Below are 22,245 nucleotides of genomic sequence, written 5' to 3'. Positions count from 1 at the left end.
CACCGGGGTTTTGCTATCGTTGTCGAATGACCCGCGGGGAGAGGCGCCCGCTTCGGAATGGGATACATGGCGTGAACGGGGCGGCGGTTGAGCGTGTCAGAGTCGCGGTGGTCGAGGATGACGACGAGCTGCGTGACGAGATCCTGGTGCCCTTGCTGCGTGCGGCTGGGTTCGAGGCGACCGGCATGCCCGGCGCGCTGGCGTTGTATCGCGATCTGGTGGCCAGCCGCTACGACCTGGTGCTGCTCGATGTCGGCCTGCCGGACGAGGACGGCTTCGCGATCGCCCGCCATCTGCGCGAGGCCGCGCCGACGATCGGGCTGGTGATGTTGACTGGGTACGTGTCCAACGGTGACCGGCTGCGTGGACTCGAGGCCGGCGTCGATGCGTATCTGACCAAGCCGGTCGAGGCCAGCGCGTTGGTCGCCACGCTGCGCAACCTCTCGCGCCGGGTCGTCCCCTCGGACGGCAGCGAAGGTGGCGAGCCGGGCGAGGAGGGCAGCGGCGAGACCGGCTGGCGGCTCGACGAGCGCGGCTGGAATATTCTGCTACCCGACGGTCGCGCGGTCGAACTCACGCTCGCCGAGCAGCAAGTCATGCGCCGGCTTGCCGGCTCACCGGGACAGCCGGTCCGACGCGAGGACCTGATCGCCGGCCTTGCCGACGACGTCCACGAGTTCGATCCGCACCGACTCGAAATGCTGGTCTATCGACTGCGGCGCAAGTGCCAAGAAAGCACCGGGATGGCGCTGCCCCTGCGCTCGGTTCGCGGCGTGGGTTATGTGCTGACCTGGTGAGGGGGCCGGCGCTGGCGGTTGACGCGATAGGGCGTCCTCGGACCGAGCGAGGTCGGCACGGGCCGGCCGCGGGATGCTGGATCGTCCGGGGCGTCTGACTCGGGCAGGAGGCCGGGCTTGGCAAGCCCAATGCGATCAAGCATGGGGCAGCCTCGATGCGCAGAAATTGCAGGGGACACACAAACGACAGGCAGCGCCGGGCCAGCCAAATGCTGCCCGTTGCGGCTGTCTTATCTGCGTGCAGCCGGGGCGTGACATCCAGCGCGAGGGCTTGTGCGGGAAGGCGACACCCCCGTAAAGCCGGATAAGGCAACAGCCGAACGCGATTTCAGTGGCCCTCAAGCCATCGTCGTGTTGTGAGCGGCGGGTCTCGAGTCCGATGTGGGCGAGGCCGAAAGTGCGTTTGTAGAGCTCGGAGCGTCGTTTGGCTGAGACCTAAATCGCAGATCGCACGGACGCCGGTGCAGCCGCTGTGGCGGCAAAGCGGACAGATTCGTCGCGCCTTGTGTTGCTTCGGCAGTGCCATCGGGCCGTCAATATGCGTGCTTTCCGCGTCGCGCGGACGTGGCAGGAAAATGCTGAATGGGGGTTATTTATCTCACCAATTCTCTCATTCGCTAACACAAGGCGATGTCGGAAATCTGTGATTGACGTCCAAATATTGCGTGCATAAAATGCCGTCCCGCCCGCCATGGGTGTTTTTTGGCGCGGGCGGCTCACTACGCGGGGAAGGTTCTTTCTGAACGGCGAGCTCAATCGAGCTCGTTGTCGCGCGGCCGGATCGTCATTCAAGGAAATGCGGGTCCGTCGATCTCGGGCCATGGCAGGTTTTTCGGGGGATTGCGGGATGCTGTTGAACAACATCCGGGTGGCCGCAGCGGCCGCCGGCGGTACGGTATTGGCGTGTCTTCTGGGATTGGCGGGAGCGTCTCCGGCGTTCGCCCAGTCGACGTCCGTGACCAATGTCGCGACCGTCTCCGCGCCGCCGGGCACGAACGACATCGAGCTTGCCAACAACACCGCAAGCGCAACTGTCACCGCGGCGCGCCCTGTCGTTGAGGTCCTCAAGAGCGCCGATCCCGCCGCCGGTTCGACCGTGGTCGTGGGGCAGGTCATCACCTACACGCTGAACGTGAGTGTGACCGAAGCCGCCACCCAGTCCGATGTCGTGTTGAACGACACGCTCAGCGCCGGCCTGATCTTCGGCGCGGTGACCAGCGCCGGTAACTTCGTCGAGGGCGGTAGCGGCAACGCCCGTACCTTCACCCTGCCGGCCGGGACGGCGCCGGGCGACTACAGCGTCGTCTACACCGCCACAGTCGGCCCGGATGCGCTGACGTCGGTCGGGAATGCGGTGGTCGCCACGGGCGGTGGCGATCCAGACGATCCGGATGCTCCGTCGCCGACTTGTACGAGTTGCGCCACCGAGCATCCGTTGGCTTCGGTCGTGACGGTGACGAAAGCATCCGACCCGGCATCGGGCAGCGAGGTATCGCCCGGCGACACGTTGACTTACACGGTGACCGCAACGGTCGCCGGTGCCGCGACCATCGAAGTACTGACCCTGAGCGATACGCTCGGCACCGGCCTGACCTTCGGTGCGGTGACGGATGCCGGCGCATTCGCTTGCACCGGTGCACTGACCTGCACGTTGCCTGCCGGCACGCTGCCGGGCACCTACACGCTGACCTACACCGCCACCGTCAATGCGGACGCGACCGGTAGCGTCGGCAACGTCGTCGTGGCCAGTAACCCGGCTGGTGGCAACGATCCCGATCCGGTGTGCACGACCTGCGAGACCGAGCATCCGGTCGTCGCGACGTCGATCACCGTGGCCAAGACCTCGAACCCGGCCTCGGGCAGCGAGGTGTCGCCTGGCGACACGCTGACCTACACGCTGACGGCGACGGTTGCGAACTCGGCGACGACCGAAGTGCTGATGTTGAGCGATACGCTGGGCGCGGGTCTGACCTTCGGTGCCGTCACGGACGCGGGTGCCTTCGCTTGCACCGGTGCACTGACCTGCACGTTGCCTGCCGGCACGCTGCCGGGCACTTACACGCTGACCTACACCGCAACCGTCAATGCGGATGCGACGGGCAGCGTCGGCAACGTCGTCGTGGCCAGTAACCCGGCTGGCGGCAACGATCCCGATCCGGTGTGCACCACCTGCGAGACCGAACATCCGGTCGTCGCCACGTCGGTCACGGTGAGCAAGAGCTCCAACCCGGCGTCGGGTAGCGAGGTGTCGCCCGGCGACACGCTGACCTACACGCTGACGGCGACAGTTGCTAACTCGGCGACGACCGAAGTGCTGACGCTGGCCGATACGCTCGGTGCGGGTTTGACCTTCGGCGCGGTGACCGATGCGGGCGCGTTTGCCTGCACGGGCGCGCTGACCTGCACGCTGCCGGCTGGCACGCTGCCGGGCACTTACACGCTGACCTACACCGCAACCGTCAATGCGGATGCGACGGGCAGCGTCGGCAACGTCGTCGTGGCCAGTAACCCGGCTGGCGGCAACGATCCCGATCCGGTGTGCACCACCTGCGAGACCGAACATCCGGTCGTTGCGACGTCGATCACGGTGACGAAGAGCTCCAACCCGGCCTCGGGCAGCGAGGTTTCGCCTGGCGACACGCTGACCTACACGCTGACGGTGACGGTCGCCAACTCGGCCACCACTGAAGTGCTGACCCTGGCCGATACGCTGGGTGCGGGTCTGACCTTCGGTGCCGTCACGGACGCGGGCGCGTTTGCCTGCACGGGCGCGCTGACCTGCACGCTGCCGGCTGGCACGCTGCCGGGCACTTACACGCTGACCTACACCGCAACCGTCAATGCGGATGCGACGGGCAGCGTCGGCAACGTCGTCGTGGCCAGTAACCCGGCTGGCGGCAACGATCCCGATCCGGTGTGCACCACCTGCGAGACCGAACATCCGGTCGTTGCGACGTCGATCACGGTGACGAAGAGCTCCAACCCGGCCTCGGGCAGCGAGGTTTCGCCTGGCGACACGCTGACCTACACGCTGACGGCGACGGTCGCCAACTCGGCCACCACTGAAGTGCTGACCCTGGCCGATACGCTGGGTGCGGGTCTGACCTTCGGTGCCGTCACGGACGCGGGTGCATTCGCCTGCACCGGCGCGCTGACGTGCACGCTGCCGGCTGGCACGCTGCCGGGCACCTACACGCTGACCTACACCGCGACCGTCAATGCGGATGCGACGGGGACGGTGGGTAACGTCGTGGTGGCGACCACGCCGCCGGGCGGCAACGATCCGGAGCCGGTCTGCACCACCTGCGAGACCGAGCATCCGGTTGTCGCCACGTCGATCACGGTGAGCAAGAGCTCGAACCCGACGTCGGGTAGCGAAGTGTCGCCCGGCGACACGCTGACCTACACGCTGACGGCGACAATTGCGAACTCGGCGACGACTGAAGTGCTGACGCTCGCCGACACGCTGGGGACCGGTCTGACGTTTGGTGCGGTGACCGATGCCGGCGCGTTTGCTTGCACGGGCGCGCTGAGCTGCACGCTGCCGGCTGGCACGCTGCCGGGCACCTACACGCTGACCTATACGGCCACGGTGGACGCCGCGGCAACGGGTAGCGTCGGTAACGTCGTCGTGGCGACCACGCCGCCGGGCGGCAACGATCCGGAGCCGGTCTGCACGAGCTGCGAGACCGAACACCCGGTCGTTGCGACCTCGATCACAGTGAGCAAGGCCTCCAACCCGGCCTCGGGTAGCGAGGTGTCGCCTGGCGACACGCTGACCTACACGCTGACCGCGACGGTCGCCAATTCGGCGACGACCGAAGTGCTGACGCTGAGCGATACGCTCGGCAGCGGTCTGACCTTCGGTGCCGTCACGGACGCGGGTGCGTTTGCTTGCACGGGCGCGCTGACGTGCACGCTGCCGGCTGGCACGCTGCCGGGCACTTACACGCTGACCTACACCGCGACTGTCAATGCGGATGCGACGGGTAGCGTCGGCAACGTCGTCGTGGCCAGTAATCCGGCTGGCGGTAACGATCCCGATCCGGTGTGCACCACCTGCGAGACCGAGCATCCGGTTGTCGCCACGTCGATCACGGTGGCGAAGACCTCGAACCCGGCCTCGGGCAGCGAAGTGTCGCCCGGCGACACGCTGACCTACACGCTGACCGCGACGGTCGCCAATTCGGCGACGACTGAAGTGCTGACGCTGAGCGATACGCTCGGTGCGGGTCTGACGTTCGGTTCGGTGACCGATGCGGGTGCGTTCGCTTGCACGGGCGCGCTGACGTGCACGCTGCCGGCCGGCACGCTGCCGGGTACCTACACGCTGACCTACACCGCAACCGTCGATGCGGATGCGACGGGCAGCGTCGGCAACGTTGTCGTGGCCAGTAACCCGGCTGGTGGCAACGATCCCGATCCGGTGTGCACGACCTGCGAGACCGAGCATCCGGTTGTCGCCACGTCGATCACGGTGAGCAAGAGCTCGAACCCGACGTCGGGTAGCGAAGTGTCGCCCGGCGACACGCTGACCTACACGCTGACGGCAACGGTCGCGAACTCGGCCACGACCGAAGTGCTGACCCTGGCCGACACGCTCGGGACCGGTCTCACGTTCGGTGCCGTCACCAATGCGGGCGCGTTTGCCTGCACCGGCGCGCTGACCTGCACGTTGCCTGCGGGCACCTTGCCGGGTGTCTACACGCTGACCTACACCGCGACCGTCAATGCGGATGCGACGGGGACGGTGGGTAACGTCGTGGTGGCGACCACGCCGCCGGGCGGCAACGATCCGGAGCCGGTCTGCACGACCTGCGAGACCGAGCATCCGGTCGTTGCGACGTCGATCACGGTGAGCAAGGCCTCGAGCCCAGCGTCGGGCAGCGAGGTGTCGCCCGGCGACACGCTGACCTACACGCTGACGGCGACAATTGCGAACTCGGCCACCACTGAAGTGCTGACGCTGAGCGATACGCTCGGTGCGGGTCTGACGTTCGGTTCGGTGACCGATGCGGGTGCGTTCGCTTGCACGGGCGCGCTGACCTGCACGCTGCCGGCTGGCACGCTGCCGGGCACTTACACGCTGACCTACACCGCAACCGTCAATGCGGATGCGACCGGTGCGGTGGGCAACGTCGTGGTGGCCAGTAACCCGGCTGGCGGCAACGATCCCGATCCGGTGTGCACCACCTGCGAGACCGAGCATCCGGTCGTTGCGACCTCGATCACGGTGACGAAGAGCTCCAACCCGGCCTCGGGGAGCGAGGTGTCGCCTGGCGACACGTTGACCTACACGCTGACGGCGACGGTTGCGAATTCGGCGACGACTGAAGTGCTGACGCTGTCCGACACGCTTGGCACGGGTCTGACCTTCGGTGCCGTCACCGATGCGGGCGCGTTTGCTTGCACGGGCGCGCTGACCTGCACGCTGCCGGCTGGCACGCTGCCGGGTGTCTACACGCTGACCTACACCGCGACCGTCAATGCGGATGCGACTGGGACCGTGGGTAACGTTGTTGTGGCGACCACGCCGTCGGGCGGCAACGATCCGGAGCCGGTCTGCACGACCTGCGAGACCGAACATCCGGTCGTCGCCACGTCGATCACTGTGAGCAAGGCCTCGAACCCAGCGTCGGGCAGCGAGGTGTCGCCTGGCGACACATTGACCTACACGCTGACCGCGACGGTCGCCAATTCGGCGACGACCGAAGTGCTGACGCTGAGCGATACGCTCGGCAGCGGCCTGACCTTCGGTGCCGTCACGGACGCGGGTGCCTTCGCTTGCACGGGCGCGCTCACCTGCACGCTGCCGGCCGGCACTTTGCCCGGCACCTACACGCTGACCTACACCGCGACCGTCAATGCGGATGCGACGGGCAGCGTCGGCAACGTCGTCGTGGCCAGTAACCCGGCTGGCGGCAACGATCCCGATCCGGTGTGCACCACCTGCGAGACCGAACATCCGGTCGTCGCCACGTCGGTCACGGTGAGCAAGAGCTCCAACCCGGCGTCGGGTAGCGAGGTGTCGCCCGGCGACACGCTGACCTACACGCTGACGGCGACAGTTGCTAACTCGGCGACGACCGAAGTGCTGACGCTGGCCGATACGCTCGGTGCGGGTTTGACCTTCGGCGCGGTGACCGATGCGGGCGCGTTTGCCTGCACCGGCGCGCTGACCTGCACGCTGCCGGCCGGTACCTTGCCGGGCACCTACACGCTGACCTATACGGCCACGGTGGACGCCGCCGCGACGGGCAGCGTCGGCAACGTCGTCGTGGCCAGTAATCCGGCTGGCGGCAACGATCCCGATCCGGTGTGCACCACCTGCGAGACCGAACATCCGGTCGTCGCCACGTCGATCACGGTGAGCAAGGCCTCGAACCCGGCCTCGGGCAGCGAGGTGTCGCCTGGCGACTCCCTGACCTACACGCTAACGGCGACGGTTGCGAATTCGGCCACCACTGAAGTGCTGACCCTGGCCGACACGCTGGGGAGCGGTCTGACCTTCGGTACCGTCACGGACGCGGGCGCGTTTGCCTGTACCGGCGCGCTGGCCTGCACGCTGCCGGCCGGTACCTTGCCGGGCACCTACACGCTGACCTACACGGCCACGGTGGACGCCGCCGCGACGGGCAGCGTCGGCAACGTCGTCGTGGCCAGTAATCCGGCTGGCGGCAACGATCCCGATCCGGTGTGCACCACCTGCGAGACCGAGCATCCGGTCGTTGCGACGTCGATCACCGTGGCCAAGGCCTCGAACCCGGCCTCGGGCAGCGAGGTGTCGCCCGGCGACACGCTGACCTATACGCTGACCGCGACGGTGGCGAACTCGGCGACGACCGAAGTGCTGACCCTGGTCGACACGCTCGGGACCGGTCTGACGTTTGGTGCGGTGACCGATTCAGGCGCGTTTGCTTGCACGGGCGCGCTGACCTGCACGCTGCCCGCCGGCACGCTGCCGGGCACCTACACGCTGATCTACACCGCGACCGTCGATGCGGATGCGACCGGCAGCGTCGGCAACGTCGTCGTGGCCAGTAACCCGGCTGGTGGCAACGATCCCGATCCGGTGTGCACCACCTGCGAGACTGAACATCCGGTCGTCGCGACCTCGATCACCGTGACCAAGAGCTCCAACCCGGCTTCTGGTAGCGAAGTGTCGCCCGGCGACACGCTGACCTACACGCTGACCGCGACGGTCGCCAATTCGGCGACGACTGAAGTGCTGACGCTGTCCGACACGCTTGGCACGGGTCTGACCTTCGGCGCGGTGACCGATGCTGGCGCGTTTGCCTGCACCGGCGCGCTGACCTGCACGCTACCCGCCGGCACGCTGCCGGGCACTTACACGCTGACCTACACGGCCACGGTGGACGCCGCCGCGACGGGCAGCGTTGGCAACGTCGTGGTGGCCAGTAACCCAGCTGGCGGCAACGATCCGGAGCCCGTCTGCACGACCTGCGAGACCGAACATCCGGTCGTTGCGACCTCGGTTACCGTGACCAAGACCTCGAACCCGGCGTCGGGCAGCGAGGTGTCGCCCGGCGACACGCTGACCTACACGCTGACGGCGACGGTTGCGAACTCGGCTACCACTGAAGTGCTGACCCTGTCCGACACGCTTGGCACGGGTCTGACCTTCGGCGCGGTGACCGATGCGGGTGCGTTTGCCTGCACCGGCGCGCTGACCTGCACGCTACCCGCCGGCACGCTGCCGGGTACTTATACGCTGACCTACACGGCCACGGTGGACGCCGCCGCGACGGGCAGCGTTGGCAACGTCGTCGTGGCAAGTAACCCGGCTGGTGGCAACGATCCCGATCCGGTCTGCACCACCTGTGAGACCGAGCATCCGGTCGTCGCGACCTCGATCACGGTGACGAAGAGCTCCAACCCGGCCTCGGGCAGCGAGGTGTCGCCTGGCGACACATTGACCTACACGCTGACGGCAACGGTCGCGAACTCGGCGACGACCGAAGTGCTGACGCTGTCCGACGCGCTCGGGACCGGTTTGGCGTTTGGTGCGGTCACCGATGCTGGCGCGTTCGCTTGCACGGGCGCGCTGACCTGCACGCTGCCCGCCGGCACGCTGCCGGGTGTCTACACGCTGACCTACACCGCGACCGTCAATGCGGATGCGACGGGCACCCTGAGCAACGTCGTCGTGGCGAGCATCCCGCCGGGCGGCAACGACCCTGAGCCGGTGTGCACCACCTGCCAGACCGAGCATAAGGTCGAGCAGCCGACGATCGAGGTCGCCAAGACCTCTGAGCCAGGGAGCGGTGCGGAAGTGCGCGCAGGCGATGTGCTCGTCTACACGCTGACCGCGGTCGTCGCCAACTCGGCCACCCTCGACACGCTCACGCTGACCGATACGCTTGGCGCGGGTCTGAGCTTCGGCGAAGTGACCGATGCCGGTGCGTTCACCTGCACGGGCGCGCTGACCTGCACCTTGCCGGCCGGCACGCTGCCGGGCCGCTATGCACTGACGTACACGGCCACCGTGGACAGCACCGCCACTGGAACTGTCGGTAACGTCGTGACCGCCAGCGGCGGCACCGGCGAGAACGGTCCTCCCCCAGTGTGCGGCGCATGCAGCACCGAGCATCCGCTGGCAGAGCCGCGCGTGCGCATCGCCAAGCACGCCACGCCCGGCGAGGCGCAGGAAGTAAAGGTCGGTGACGTCATCGAGTACACGCTGACTGTCGACGTCGCGAACTCGGCGACGCTCGCGGATATGCGGCTGTCCGATACGCCCGGGCCGGGTCTGGCCGTGGGTATGCTGCCGACGGGTTGCGTTGCCGAGGGCGGCAACGTGGTCTGCATGCTGCCCGCCGGCACCGTGCCGGGCACCTACACCTTTGTGTATCCGGCAACTGTGACCGCCGATGCGATCGGGGCTGTGGAGAACCGGGTGTCGGGTGGTTATGTGAACGAGGGCGGTGGTTCTGAGCCCGAGTGCACCACCTGCCAGACCCGCCACGAGGTTTCGGACAAGGCGCAGTTGCGCATCAGCAAGGCGGTCGGCAGCCGGAATGTGAAGGTCGGCGATCTGGTGCGCTACACCGTGACCGTGGAGAACGTGGGCGTGGTGAACGTGACCGACGGCATCGTCGTGGACACACCGCCCGCAGGCTTCAGCTACGTCGAAGGGTCGATGGCGGTCGCCGATCGCGATGGTGCTTTCACCCTGACCGGCCAGCACCCGCTGCGTATCGGCGGCGTCGACATCGCCGTCGGTGACCGCGCCACCATCGTGTATCTGCTGCGCGTCGGGCCTGGCGTCCGGCAGGGCGTGCACGTCAACGAAGCAGTTGCGGTTGATGTGAACGGGACGCCGGTGTCTAACGTGGCCACCGCCCAGGTGTCGCTGGATTCAGATCCCTTGCTCGACGACAGCCTGGTCTTCGGCACCGTGTTCGATGATCGCGACGGTGACGGATGGCAGGACCGCGCGGATCTGTCCGGTGTGCGGGTGCAGGGCGGCTTCCCGTCCCACCTGTACGTGCCTGGCTCCACGACGATCGACCGCGGCGATGGCCCGCAGCCGCTCGCCGATGCCAGCGCACCGCTGCTTCACGGCATCGAGATCGGTGCGATCTCGGCCCGGCAGTCCGTGGGCGATCCGGCCGAGGCCCATCGCGTGATCATCCGCCAGCGCCTGACCGCGCCGGAGTTCAGCGATGACTTTGTCCTGGTCAACGGGCAGGGCGTCACCGTGCGGATGGCGGCCGATGGGTCGACCCGGGTGGAGCGCGAGGGCGAAGCGGCGAAGGGGCTCAATGCTGCCGAGCCGGTGGTGACGCGTCGCGTGTCGGCGGTCGAGAACGGCTACGAAGTGGCCTACATCGTCGAGAACCACGGCATCGATGAGCGCGGCATCCCGGGCGTGCGGATCGCGTCGGTGGAGGGGCTGCTGATCGAAACGGATCAGTACGGCCGCTATCACCTGGCCGATGTGCAGGGTGGGGACTGGCGCCACGGTCGCAACTTCATCCTGAAGGTCGATCCGGCCACGTTGCCGCCGGGTACCGAGTTCACCACCGCGAACCCGTTGGTGCGGCGTGTCACGCCCGGCCTGCCGGTCCGGTTCGATTTCGGCGTGCGTCTGCCGGTCGAGCAACTGCCGGGCGGAGAGCGGCGGATCGATCTGGAACTGGGCGAAGTCATCTTCGCGCCGGGCAGCGCGGAGGTCGGCGCGATGTGGTTGCCGGCGATCGAGCGCATGGCCGAGCAGGTCGAGCGCTATCACGGTGGCGATGTCTCGATCGTCGCAGAAGGCGGCGACGAAGCACTGGCATTCGCCCGGGCGGCGGCGGTGCGCGATGCACTGCAGGCGCGGGTCGGTCCGGAAGCGCAGGCGTGCCTGTCGGTCGCGCTGCGCACCGTGGTGGACGACCAGCACGCGCTGGTCGCCGGTGTCGATGCCAGGGGCGCATTGCTCGGGACTGTGTTGTTCGACACCGATCGCGCCGAGATCCGGCCGGAGTTCGGAGCGCTGCTCGATGAGGTCGCGCGGCGTCTGGATGCGCTCGGTGGTGGCGTCGTGGTGCTCGTCGGCCACACGGACGTCCGCGGATCGCACGCCTACAACACGGCACTGGGACTGCGCCGCGCGACTGCGGTGCAACAGGCGCTGGCAGCGCGATTGCGTGCGGAGACCAGACAGAAGGTCCGCGTGGAAGCCAGCGCCGACCCGACGGCTCCGATCGATGCAGAGCGCGAGTGAGGAATAGCTGGATCATGAAGATGAAACTGCTCGATACCGCCCTGATCGGCATCCTGGCCGGCATGAGCTCCGCCGTGCTGGGGCAGCCCCGGCCGGCGGCGCCTGCGACCGATCCTGCGATGGACTGCGACGACGGCGCCTGCACCACCGAATCCGGCGACCTGGTGTTCCGGGTGCGCACACGCAGCTTCGACCAGCCGGTGAGCGTCGGCACCGATGCGCGCTCGTCGTCCGAGGCGTTGCAGCCCGACCGCCGGGTGTCCATCGCTTTGGACGAACCCGGTCGCGCGACTGTGCGCGGCGCGTTCTCCGCACAACTGCCCGGTGGCGGCGTGGTCTGGGCCACCGAGGACCCGAGCCTGGGGGCGCCCGAGCTGACGGTGTCGGCCCCGGCGATGGTGGCCTTCGATGCCGGGCGGATCGTCGAGCCGGTCAAATTCTTCGTCCGCAGCAACTATGTGTCGTTCGTCGAGCGATACGAGTTGACGCTCTATCGGGGCAACGATGCCGACCTGGTCGAGCCGGTTGCCCGCTTCGGGTTGCCGGTCGAAGCGGTCTCGCAGAGCGAGTGGGATGGCGCGCTGCCGGCGGGCCTGGTGCTCCGGACGGGCGATGAACTGGTGTACGTCCTGCGTGCCTACGACGCCGCGGGCAACTTCGACGAGACCTCGCCTCGCAAGCTGCAATTGGTGCGCCCCGACGAGGCCGAGCGCGGCATCCAGCGACTGCGCGACGGGGTCGAGCGTTCGCTCGGCACTGCGTTGGGCATCGAGCAGGCGCGCAACCAGGCGTTGATCGACGACGTCTTCGCCGACAACGGGCTGCGCCAGCAGAACATCCCGATCTACGGATCCCGGGTGCGCGTGCAGGGCCGCAACCTGCCCGACGGCTATGGCCTGCGTATCAACGGCGAGAACTACCCCGTCGATCTCGAACGCAAGTTCGTCGCCGAGTACCTGATGCCGATCGGCCACCACCGTTTCGACATCACTCTCGAGGCGCCGGAGGGCGAGTCGCCGCTGCAGCGTGCGCTGGAGGTCGACGTCAGCGGTCGCTACTTCTTCGGCGTGGGTCTGGCCGACGTCACGGTGTATCAGAACAAGGCCAGCGGGCCCGGACGTTCGCTGGCCATGGCGGGCCGCGAGGACGACATCCTCAGCGACGGCCGCCTGGCCTTCTATCTGAAGGCGAAGGCCCAGGGCAAGTACCTGATCACCGCGCAGGCCGATACCCAGAATCGCCCGCTGGAGGATCTGTTCGACGGCTTCACGTCTGCCGACCCGCAGGACGTCTTCCGTCGTCTCGATCCGGATCTCTATTACCCGACCTATGGCGACGACTCGAGCGTCTGGCGCGATGTCGACACCATGGGCCGCTTCTACTTGCGTGCCGAGTGGGACAAGAACGAGGCGCTGTGGGGCAACTTCAGCACCGGTCTGACCGGTACCGAGTACGGCCAGTACGTGCGCTCGCTTTACGGCGCGGCGCTGAACTGGCGGTCGCGCGGTGCCAATGCCTGGGGCGATCCGGTCACCCAGTTCCGGACGTTCGCATCCGAAGCGCAGACCGCCCCCGGCCACAGCGAGTTCATCGGCACAGGCGGTAGCCTCTATTACCTGCGTCACACCGATGTGCTGCCCGGTTCCGACCAGGTGGTGCTGGAGGTGCGCGATCGGACCACCGGCCGCGTCGAGCAGCGCGTGGTGCTGCTGCGCGGTGCCGACTACGAGATCGACGAGCTTCAGGGCCGCGTCTTGCTGACCCGGGCGCTGGCCCAGATCACGCGGCAGAACATGCCCACGCTGACGCGCGATGCGCCGCTCGACGGCCTCGAGCAGCGATTGATCGTGGACTACGAGTGGGTGCCCAACGATTTCAATGCTGACGAGATCGCCGCCGGCGTGCGCGGCAAGCATTGGTTCGGCGATCACCTCGGCATCGGTCTGACCTATGTCGACGAGAATCGGGCCGGCGAGGACTATTCGCTGATGTCGGCCGACGTCACGCTTCAGGCCGGCAAGGGCACTTACCTCAAGCTCGAGCACAGCCGGACCGAATCGACCAGCGCACCGGTGTTCTTCTCCGATAACGGCGGCCTGAGCTTCAGCCGGCTCAACCCCAGCGGGTCCCGCGAGGGCGAGGCGACTGCGGTGGAGGCCCGTGCGAACTTCCAGGAGCTGGGCTGGAGCGAACAACCGTGGAGCGCGGGTGCGTGGTGGCGTCAGGTGGACGCGGGTTACTCGATCTCGCGCTTCGATACCGGCGCGCAGATCGAGGAGTACGGCGCCGAGGTGTTGGGCCAGTTCGGCGCCAACGTGGGCGTCTACGCGCGCTACAGCCGGGCCGAGCGCAACGCGGATAGCCTCACCCAGGCCCAGGCCAATGCCGAGTGGCGGATCGGCGAGGCCGACGCGCTCGCATTCGAGTTGCGGCGGGTCGAGGAGGCGCGCGCCTCCTTTGACGCTGCAGGTCTGCTCGGTGCGTTGCGCTACACCCGTCGTTTCGGCACCGCGCTGGATGTCTACGGCACCGCGCAGCTGACCTTGGACGACGACAGCGGCCGCTACGCGGACAACGATGCGTTCACGCTGGGGGGCGCTACAACTTCGCCAACCTGTCCACCGTGGGCGCGGAACTGACCACGGGCGATCGCGGCGACGCCGCACGCGTGGATGCCGAGTATCGACTCTCGCCGCAGCACAGCTTCTACGGTGCGTATACCTATTCCACCGATCGCAGCGACTACGATCCGCTGTTCAACCCCAATGCGCAGAACGGCTGGACGCTGGGCCAGCGTTGGCGTCTGTCCAACCAGGTCAATCTCTTCAACGAGAGCCAGTTCCTCAAGAGCCGGCGCGAGAGCGGCCTGGCCCATACCTATGGCATGGATTTCTTCCCGGCCTACGGCTGGAACCTCGGCTTCACTTTGAGCGACGGCGAACTGACCAACAGCGATGGCGGCCAGGTCGATCGGCGTGCGGTGAGCCTGAGTGGCGGGCGGACCTCTGGCGACACCAGCTGGCAGAGCAAACTGGAGTGGCGTGAGGACACCGGTGCCGAGCGGATCACGCAGTGGGTGACCACCCATCGCCTGACCCACAAGCTCAACGAGAGTTGGCGGATTGCCGCGCGCGTCAACTACGCCGACACCCAGGACGACCTGAATCCGCTCGCAAGCGCCAAGTTCATCGAGAGCAATCTCGGCTTTGCGTACCGCCCGTGGAACAGCACGCGCTGGGGCCTGTTCGGGCGCTACACCTATCTCTACGATCTGGCGACGCTGGGCCAGCTCGGCGGCGCGCAGTACGATCAGCGCACGCAGGTGCTGTCGCTGGAGGGCGTGTACCGGCTCGATCATCACTGGGAGTTCGCCGGCAAGCTGGCGCGGCGCGAGGGCGACGTGCGCTTCGGTCGCGGCACCGGCGCCTGGTTCGATTCGGCCACCACGTTCGCCGCGGGCCAGGTCCGCTACGAACTGATCGAGCGCTGGCACGCGATGGCGGAGTACCGCTGGCTGGACGTCAAGGACGGGGGGACGCGCAAGGGCTGGATGGCCGGCCTCGATCGCGACATCGGTCGGAACTTCCGCATCGGCGCCGGCTACAACTTCACCGACTTCACCGACGACCTCACCGATTTCGATTACGACCACCGGGGCTGGTTCGTCAACTTCGTGGGCAGCTACTAAAAGATGCAGCGCAAGCTGACCGCACCGATGAGCAAGGGTTCGACTATGAAAGATCGCCACGCCACAGTTTCCACCCCGCGCCGCGCCTCCCTGCTGGGTGCCGCCCTGGCCGCGGCGATCGCCGCGTTCGCCATGCCGCAAGCCTCCGCCCAGGTCGGGGTGAACTCAGTGCAACGCAGCTTCATCAATCTGAGCTTTGAGGAGCCGAACCTGCAGACTGTGGGCTGCCGTGTGTACATCGGCGAGCAGTTCGTGCCGGGCTGGACAACGAGTCATGGGCTGTACGGCCAGGAGAATTCCGGCGGTTGCGTACCGCCGGCCGGTTTCGTCGTCGGCCAGCAGGCGCGCATCCTCGAACTGTGGCGCGCTCCTCGAACCAACGGCGGGGTGACGGTGAATGCACGCAGTGGCTCGCAGCTGGCCGAGCTCAATGCCGAGCAGCTGTCGCGTATCTCGCAAAACGTCTGCCTGGTCCCTGGCGACGTGGTGCGCTGGCAATTCAGTCATCGCGGGCGCAGCAGTGCGGTCAATGAGGACCGCATGGCGTTTCTGCTCGGCACCGCACCGATCGTGCAGGTGGGCACTACCAACGACGGCACCGGCCGGGTTATCTCTGTATCGCAAGGCACCGCGACGTCCGTACCTGGGCCTAACGGGTGGCGCGACTACAATGGCAGCTTCCCCTACAACGGGGCAGGCGGCGTCACCAACATCGGCTTCGAGGCGCTGTCGGGCGCGGCGACGACCGGCAACTTCCTCGACGACATCCAGGTCTACCTCAAGCCCTTCATCGAGCTGACGGGCACTGGGTTCCAGACCGTGGAGGGCACCAGCGCCGGCCTGCCGGAGCTGCGGGTCGTCGGCACGCTCGACGAAAATCTGAATATCCTGGTCTCGGTCACGGGCGGCACCGCCGTGCTGGGGACAGATTTCACCACGCCCAGCGGTACCAACACGTTCAGCGTCTTCATCCCGGCCGGCACCTACGAGGGCAACGTCGCGCGGCCGCTCGGCCTCACGGCGCTGGGCAATGCGATCATCGACGGCAACCGGACCGTGCAACTGACCCTGCAGCCGAGCCCGAACGACTATCTGCTCAGCTCCACCCAGGCCTGTGGTGCCGCCGCGATCGCCCAGGCGACCTGGACTTTGCTTGACGACGATCTCGATCTGTCGATCGAGAAGACCGCCTCGGCGACGAATGTGCCGGTGGGCGGGGACGTCGCCTTCACCCTGACGGTGAACCACCTGGCCGGCGTGGATGGCAGCGGCGCGGTGATCCGCGACCCTGCGGTGGCAGGCCTGGACTGCAGCGCGGCCGTGGTGTCGTGCAGCGCGAGCGGTGGTGCCGTCTGTCCGGCATCGCCGACGATCGGGGCGTTGCAGAACGCTGGTCTGGTCGTCCCGACGTTGCCGGTGGGCGGACAGCTCGAAATCGGCTTCAGTTGTGTCGTGACCGCGACGCCGTAGAGCAGCGCGCGACAGGGCGGCGTCGCGACGGGCGCGCCGCATCGGCGGCGACCCGTGGCCCGGTGGTCGCGGGACCCTGCGGTCACGGAGCCGCGGGCGTCAGCCGGCTTCGTGCACGGTTTCGAGCACGGCGTCGCCGTAGCGCTCGAGCTTGCCCGCGCCGACCCCGCCGATGCCGCCAAGCTGGCCCAGCGTCAGCGGCCGCTGGCGCGCGATTTCGCGCAAGGTGGCGTCGTGGAAGATCACGTACGCCGGCACGTTCTGCTCGCGGGCGAGCGTGGCGCGTAGCGCGCGGAGGGCTTCGTACAGCGGGCGGTCGACGGGGGCCAGTTCGATGCCGGCTGTCGCCACTGCGCGCGCGGTGCGCCCGCGCTCGCGGGCGGCCGTGGGCTTGCGCAGCATGACCCGCTCCTCGCCCTTGAGCACCGCGCGGCTGGCCTCGGTCAGGCGCAGGCCGCCGTAACCCTCGGCATCGACCTCGAGCAGGCCGTGGGCGACGAGTTGGCGCAGCACCGCCTTCCAGGCGCGGGCGTCGAGGTCGCTGCCCACGCCGTAGGTACTGAGTTGCGCGTGGCCGAACTGGCGGATGCGCTCGTTGTCGCTGCCGCGCAGGATGTCGACGATGTGCGCGGCGCCGAAGCGCTGGCCGCTGCGGTACACGCAGCTCAGCGCCTTCTGCGCGGCGACCGTTGCGTCCCAGGCTGCCGGCGGATCGAGGCAGTTGTCGCAGTTGCCGCAGGCCCGGCCTTCGCCGGTGCCGGCGTAGTCCTCGCCGAAGTTCGCCAGCAGCACCTGGCGCCGGCAGCGCATGGTTTCGCAATAGCCGACCAGTGCATCGAGCTTGCGGTGTTCCAGGCGCTTGCGCTCGTCGCCCGCGTCGGACTGCTCGATCATCTGCCGCAGCAGCACCAGGTCGCCCAGGCCGTAGCACATCCAGGCTTCGGCCGGCTCGCCGTCGCGCCCGGCGCGGCCGGTCTCCTGGTAGTAGCCCTCGATCGACTTGGGCAGGTCGGTATGCGCGACGAAACGCACGTCGGGTTTGTCGATGCCCATGCCGAAGGCGATCGTCGCCACGACCACCACGCCCTCGCTGCGCAGGAAGCGGCGCTGGTTGGCTGCGCGCAGCGACGCGTCCATGCCGGCGTGGTAGGGCACCGCGTCGATGCCCTGACCGGCCAGGTACTCGGCGGTCTCCTCGACTTTGCGCCGCGACAGACAGTAGACGATGCCGGCCTGGCCACGATGGGCCTGCAGGAAGTCGAGCAGCTGGCGCTTGGCATTGTCCTTCTGGACAACGGTGTAGCGGATATTCGGGCGGTCGAACGAACTGACGAACCGGCGCGCGTCTTCGAGCTGCAGGCGCTCGGCGATCTCGCGCTGGGTCGGCGGATCGGCCGTCGCGGTCAGCGCGATCCGCGGCACCTGCGGCCAGCGCTCATGCAGGATCGTCAGCTCGCGGTACTCGCGGCGGAAATCGTGGCCCCACTGCGAGACGCAATGCGCCTCGTCGATCGCAAACAGCGCCAGCGGGGCGCGGTCGAGCAGCGACAGGAAGCGCGGGGTCAACAGGCGCTCGGGGGCGACGTAGAGCAGGTCGAGCTCACCGGCCAGCAGTTCGCGTTCGACCCGCTGCGCGGTCTCGGCGTCGAGGGTGGAGTTGAGGTAGGCCGCACGCACGCCCGACTGCAGCAGCGCATCGACCTGGTCCTGCATCAGCGCGATCAGCGGCGAGACGACGATGCCCACGCCGTCGCGCAGCAGGGCGGGGACCTGGTAGCACATCGACTTGCCGCCGCCGGTGGGCATCAGCACCAGGGCATCATGACCGGCGGCGACGTGTTCGACGATCGCCGCCTGCTCACCGCGGAATGCGGCATGGCCGAACACGCGCTGGAGTACGCCGAGCGCGTCGTGGGCCGGCGTGCGCGCGGGAGGCGCGCCGGAGTCGGGGAGCGGAAGCATGCGTCTAGGATACCGGCTCGCAGGCCGGGGGCCATCGAGACGCTTTGCTAAGCTCCCCTGTTTTGCACGGGACGGGCGGATGACCTCATCGAACGGGCGCGGCATGGCGCTGCACACCAAGATGCTGATCGGGTTCGCGATCGGCGCGATCGCCGGTCTGTCGATCAACCTGCTGAGCAGTTACGCGGTCGCCAACGAGTTGTGGCTGGTGCCAGGCGGCAACGGCCAGGCCATCCCGGCATTCCAGCCGTGGGTCGAGGGAGTGATCGTCAATCTCACCGAGCCCGTCGGCCAGCTGTTCCTGCGGCTGTTGTTCATGCTGGTCGTGCCGCTGGTGTTCTCGGCACTGATCCTGGGCGTGGTCGAGATCGGTGATCCGCGCGCCTTGGGGCGCTTGGGTGGGAAGACCTTAATCTGGGTGTTTGGTACCACCTGCATCGCGGTGCTGATCGGCCTGGCGATGACCCATCTGCTGCAGCCGGGGGCCGGGATCGATCGGGCCTTGCTGGAGGCGGCGCTCTCCGATTCGTCGGCTGCCGGGGTCGTGTCGGGCGACCATAAGCCGGTCGGCGTGATCGAGATGCTGCTCAATATGGTGCCGCGCAACCCAGTCGCGGCTGCGGCCAACACCGACCTGATCGCGGTGATGTGCTTCTCGCTGCTGTTCGGCATCGCGGCCGCCGTGGTCGATTCCCCGGGCACACGCAGCTTCGTCTCGACGGTCCAGGGCGTGTACGACATCAGCCTGAAGCTGATCGACTGGGTGATCCGCCTGGCGCCCTATGCCGTCGCGGCCCTGCTGTTCACGCTGACCGCGCGGATGGGGCTGGGCCTGATGGTGCAGTTGGGTTGGTTTGTGCTGACCGCTGCCCTGGCCCTCGGGCTGCACTTCTTTGGCGTGTACGGATTGCTGATCGCGTTGCTGGCCCGACGCTCCCCGCTTGGCGTGCTCCGGGGCGCACAGCCGGCGCTGCTGACCGCATTCTCGACCTCTTCGAGTGCGGCGACGCTGCCCACTTCGCTCAAGACCGCCGAAGAGAACCTCGGCGTGCCGCGGCGGGTGGCACGCTTCGTATGTACGCTGGGCGCAACGGTCAACGCGAATGGCACCGCGCTCTACGAGGGCGTGACCGTGCTGTTCCTGGCGCAGTTGTTCGGCGTGGAGCTCACCCTGGTGCAGCAGTTGATGATCCTGGTGATGTGCATCATGGGCGGCATCGGCGCGGCCAGCGTGCCGGGCGGCTCGCTGCCGGTGATCGCGACGATCCTGGTGACGTTCGGCATTCCGGCCGAAGGCATCGCTTTGATCCTGGGCGTCGACCGGTTCCTGGACATGTGCCGGACCACGGTCAACATCGGTGGCGACATGGTGGCCTCGGTCGTGATCGGGCGCAGCGAGGCCGCGCACGACCACGACGATCTCGAGGCCGGTGCCGACGGCCAACTGCACGTGCACCACGTGCACGGCGACGGCAAAGCACCGCAGCGGCCGGGTTGAGTCCCGGCCGGTCGCCGGCAGCCGCGCGATCTGCGCGCGGGCCGGCAGCGGAGCGGCTGGCGTGGGACAATGGGCGCTTCCGTCCGCCGCTCCCGAGCCCATGACCACGCCGACCCGTCGCGAACTCGCCAACGCCATCCGCTTCCTTGCCATCGACGCGGTCGATGCCGCCAAGTCGGGCCACCCCGGCATGCCGATGGGCATGGCCGACATCGCCGAGGTGCTGTGGAACGACCACCTCAGCCACAACCCGGGCAATCCGAACTGGATCGACCGCGACCGCTTCGTGCTGTCCAACGGCCACGGTTCGATGCTGCAGTACGCGCTGCTGCACCTGTCGGGCTACGACCTGCCGATCGAGGAACTGAAGAACTTCCGGCAGCTGCACAGCCGCACCGCCGGCCACCCCGAGCGCTACGAGACGCCGGGCGTGGAGACGACCACCGGGCCGCTGGGGCAGGGGTTTGCCAATGCGGTCGGCTTTGCGCTCGCCGAGCGGCTGCTCGCCCAGCAGTTCAACCGCGATGGCTTCGCCATCGTCGACCACCGCACCTGGGTGTTCCTGGGCGACGGCTGCTTGATGGAAGGCATCTCGCACGAGGCCGCGTCCCTGGCCGGCACCCTCGGCCTGGGCAAGCTGGTCGCGTTCTGGGATGACAACCGCATCTCGATCGACGGCAACACCGCCGGCTGGTTCACCGACGACACCCCGGCACGCTTCGAAGCCTACGGCTGGCGCGTGATCCGCGACGTCGACGGCCACGACGCCGAGGCGATCTCGCGCGCGATCGGCGAGGCCGTCTCGCAGGACGACCGGCCGGTGCTGGTGTGCTGCCGCACGACGATCGGTTTCGGCTCGCCGAACCGCGGCGGCAAGGAATCCTCGCATGGCGCGCCGCTCGGCAAGGAAGAGTCGGATGCCACGCGCGCCGCGCTCGGCTGGACCCACGGCCCGTTCGAGATCCCCGAGGCGATCCGCGACGCCTGGCGCGCGAATGCGGCCGGTCAGGCACGCGAGGACGCCTGGAATCGCCGCTTCGAGGCCTACCAGGCCGCGCATCCCGAACTGGCGGCTGAGCTGCTGCGCCGCACCCGCGGTGAGCTGCCTGCCGATTTCGCCAAGGCCGCGGACGCATTCGTCGCCAAGCTGCAGGCCGATGGCCCGACGATCGCCTCGCGCAAGGCCTCGCAGATGACGATCGAGGCATTCGCGCCGCTGCTGCCCGAACTCGTCGGCGGCTCGGCCGACCTCGCGCACTCGAACCTGACGCTGTGGAAAGGCTGCAAGACTGCGGCCAGCCACGACGCCGATGCGAACTACGTCTACTACGGCGTGCGCGAGTTCGGCATGAGCGCGATCGCCAACGGCCTGGCGCTGCACGGCGGCTTCGTGCCGTTCGACGCGACCTTCCTGGTGTTCAGCGATTACGCCCGCAACGCGGTGCGCATGAGCGCGCTGATCCCGGCGCATGCGATCCACGTCTACACCCACGATTCGATCGGCCTGGGTGAGGACGGCCCGACGCACCAGCCGGTCGAGCACCTGGCGAGCCTGCGCTACATCCCCAACAACGATGTCTGGCGCCCCTGCGATGCGGTCGAGTCGGCGGTGGCCTGGAAGTCGGCGGTGCTGCGCAGCGACGGCCCCAGCTGTCTGGTGTTCTCGCGCCAGAACCTGCCGCATCAGGCGCGCGAGGCGGCGCAGGTCGCCGATATCGCGCGTGGCGGCTACGTGCTCAAGGACGCCGCCGGCACGCCGGAGCTGATCCTGATCGCGACCGGCTCGGAGGTCGGGCTGGCGATGGAGGCAGCCGCGCAGCTCGGCGACGGCGTGCGCGTGGTGTCGATGCCCTCGACCGATGTGTTCGAGCGCCAGGACGCGGCCTACCGTGAATCGGTGCTGCCCAATGCGGTGCGCCGCCGTGTCGCGATCGAGGCCGGCGTCACCGGCTTCTGGCGGGCGTATGTCGGTCTGGACGGCGCGGTCATCGGCATCGACCGCTTCGGCGCCTCGGCCCCGGCCGACAAGCTCTATCCGTACTTCGGCATCACTGTCGAGAAGATCGTCGAGGCGGCCAAGGCGCTCTGAGCGCCGCGG

At 68.0% G+C, this 22,245-nt stretch carries 8 protein-coding genes; 7 read left to right on the top strand and 1 reads right to left on the bottom strand.

Going from position 1 to position 22,245, the window contains the following annotated elements; translation table 11 throughout:
* Positions 1 to 71 precede the first annotated feature (71 nt).
* The 5 genes from BEN78_02670 to BEN78_02650 all read left to right on the top strand — a co-directional run bounded on the left by BEN78_02670 (position 72) and on the right by BEN78_02650 (position 16,687).
* Entirely contained in the window at positions 72 to 797 is a 726-nt protein-coding gene (locus BEN78_02670) for a hypothetical protein (GenBank protein ASR42460.1), read from the top strand.
* Between the two features lie 955 nt (positions 798 to 1,752).
* Positions 1,753 to 11,529 carry a hypothetical protein gene (locus BEN78_02665; protein ASR42459.1) on the top strand — a complete coding sequence of 3,259 codons (9,777 nt, stop codon included), beginning with the start codon at positions 1,753 to 1,755 and terminating at the stop codon, positions 11,527 to 11,529.
* A gap of 14 nt (positions 11,530 to 11,543) precedes the next feature.
* Positions 11,544 to 14,168, top strand: a complete 2,625-nt coding sequence (locus BEN78_02660) for a hypothetical protein (protein ID ASR42458.1) — start codon at positions 11,544 to 11,546, stop codon at positions 14,166 to 14,168.
* Positions 14,153 to 15,217, top strand: coding sequence for a hypothetical protein (locus BEN78_02655; protein ID ASR42457.1), 1,065 nt, complete (start codon positions 14,153 to 14,155; stop codon positions 15,215 to 15,217). Before BEN78_02660 ends, BEN78_02655 begins: the two co-directional genes overlap by 16 nt.
* A gap of 3 nt (positions 15,218 to 15,220) precedes the next feature.
* Positions 15,221 to 16,687, top strand: a complete 1,467-nt coding sequence (locus tag BEN78_02650) for a hypothetical protein (protein ASR42456.1) — start codon at positions 15,221 to 15,223, stop codon at positions 16,685 to 16,687.
* Between the two features lie 99 nt (positions 16,688 to 16,786).
* Here the strand turns inward: BEN78_02650 and BEN78_02645 are convergent, their stop codons facing one another.
* The gene (locus tag BEN78_02645; protein ASR42455.1) at positions 16,787 to 18,649 is read right to left on the bottom strand and encodes an ATP-dependent DNA helicase RecQ; all 1,863 of its coding nucleotides are present in this window, start codon (positions 18,647 to 18,649) and stop codon (positions 16,787 to 16,789) included.
* A gap of 103 nt (positions 18,650 to 18,752) precedes the next feature.
* Between BEN78_02645 and BEN78_02640 the strand changes: the two genes are divergently transcribed.
* Both BEN78_02640 and BEN78_02635 read left to right on the top strand, forming a co-directional pair.
* Positions 18,753 to 20,147: a hypothetical protein gene (locus tag BEN78_02640; protein ID ASR42454.1), complete on the top strand. Its 1,395-nt coding sequence runs from the start codon at positions 18,753 to 18,755 to the stop codon at positions 20,145 to 20,147.
* A 100-nt stretch (positions 20,148 to 20,247) separates the two neighbouring features.
* On the top strand, positions 20,248 to 22,236 hold the full coding sequence (locus tag BEN78_02635; GenBank protein ID ASR42453.1) for a transketolase: 1,989 nt from the start codon (positions 20,248 to 20,250) through the stop codon (positions 22,234 to 22,236).
* Positions 22,237 to 22,245 lie beyond the last annotated feature (9 nt).

Source organism: Xanthomonas citri pv. mangiferaeindicae, assembly GCA_002240395.1.
In the GTDB taxonomy this organism is placed as follows: Bacteria; Pseudomonadota; Gammaproteobacteria; order Xanthomonadales; family Xanthomonadaceae; genus Luteimonas; species Luteimonas citri_A.
The sequence above is the reverse complement of the archived record's forward strand: the minus strand, read 5'-3'. Positions and strand labels throughout refer to the sequence as shown.

What these genes read in the sequence shown, in the direction of transcription:
- BEN78_02635 (ASR42453.1), top strand. Translation starts at nt 20,248, where the DNA reads ATGACCACGCCGACCCGTCGCGAACTCGCCAACGCCATCCGCTTCCTT.
- BEN78_02645 (ASR42455.1), bottom strand. Translation starts at nt 18,649, where the DNA reads ATGCTTCCGCTCCCCGACTCCGGCGCGCCTCCCGCGCGCACGCCGGCC.
- BEN78_02660 (ASR42458.1), top strand. Translation starts at nt 11,544, where the DNA reads ATGAAGATGAAACTGCTCGATACCGCCCTGATCGGCATCCTGGCCGGC.
- BEN78_02650 (ASR42456.1), top strand. Translation starts at nt 15,221, where the DNA reads ATGCAGCGCAAGCTGACCGCACCGATGAGCAAGGGTTCGACTATGAAA.
- BEN78_02640 (ASR42454.1), top strand. Translation starts at nt 18,753, where the DNA reads ATGGCGCTGCACACCAAGATGCTGATCGGGTTCGCGATCGGCGCGATC.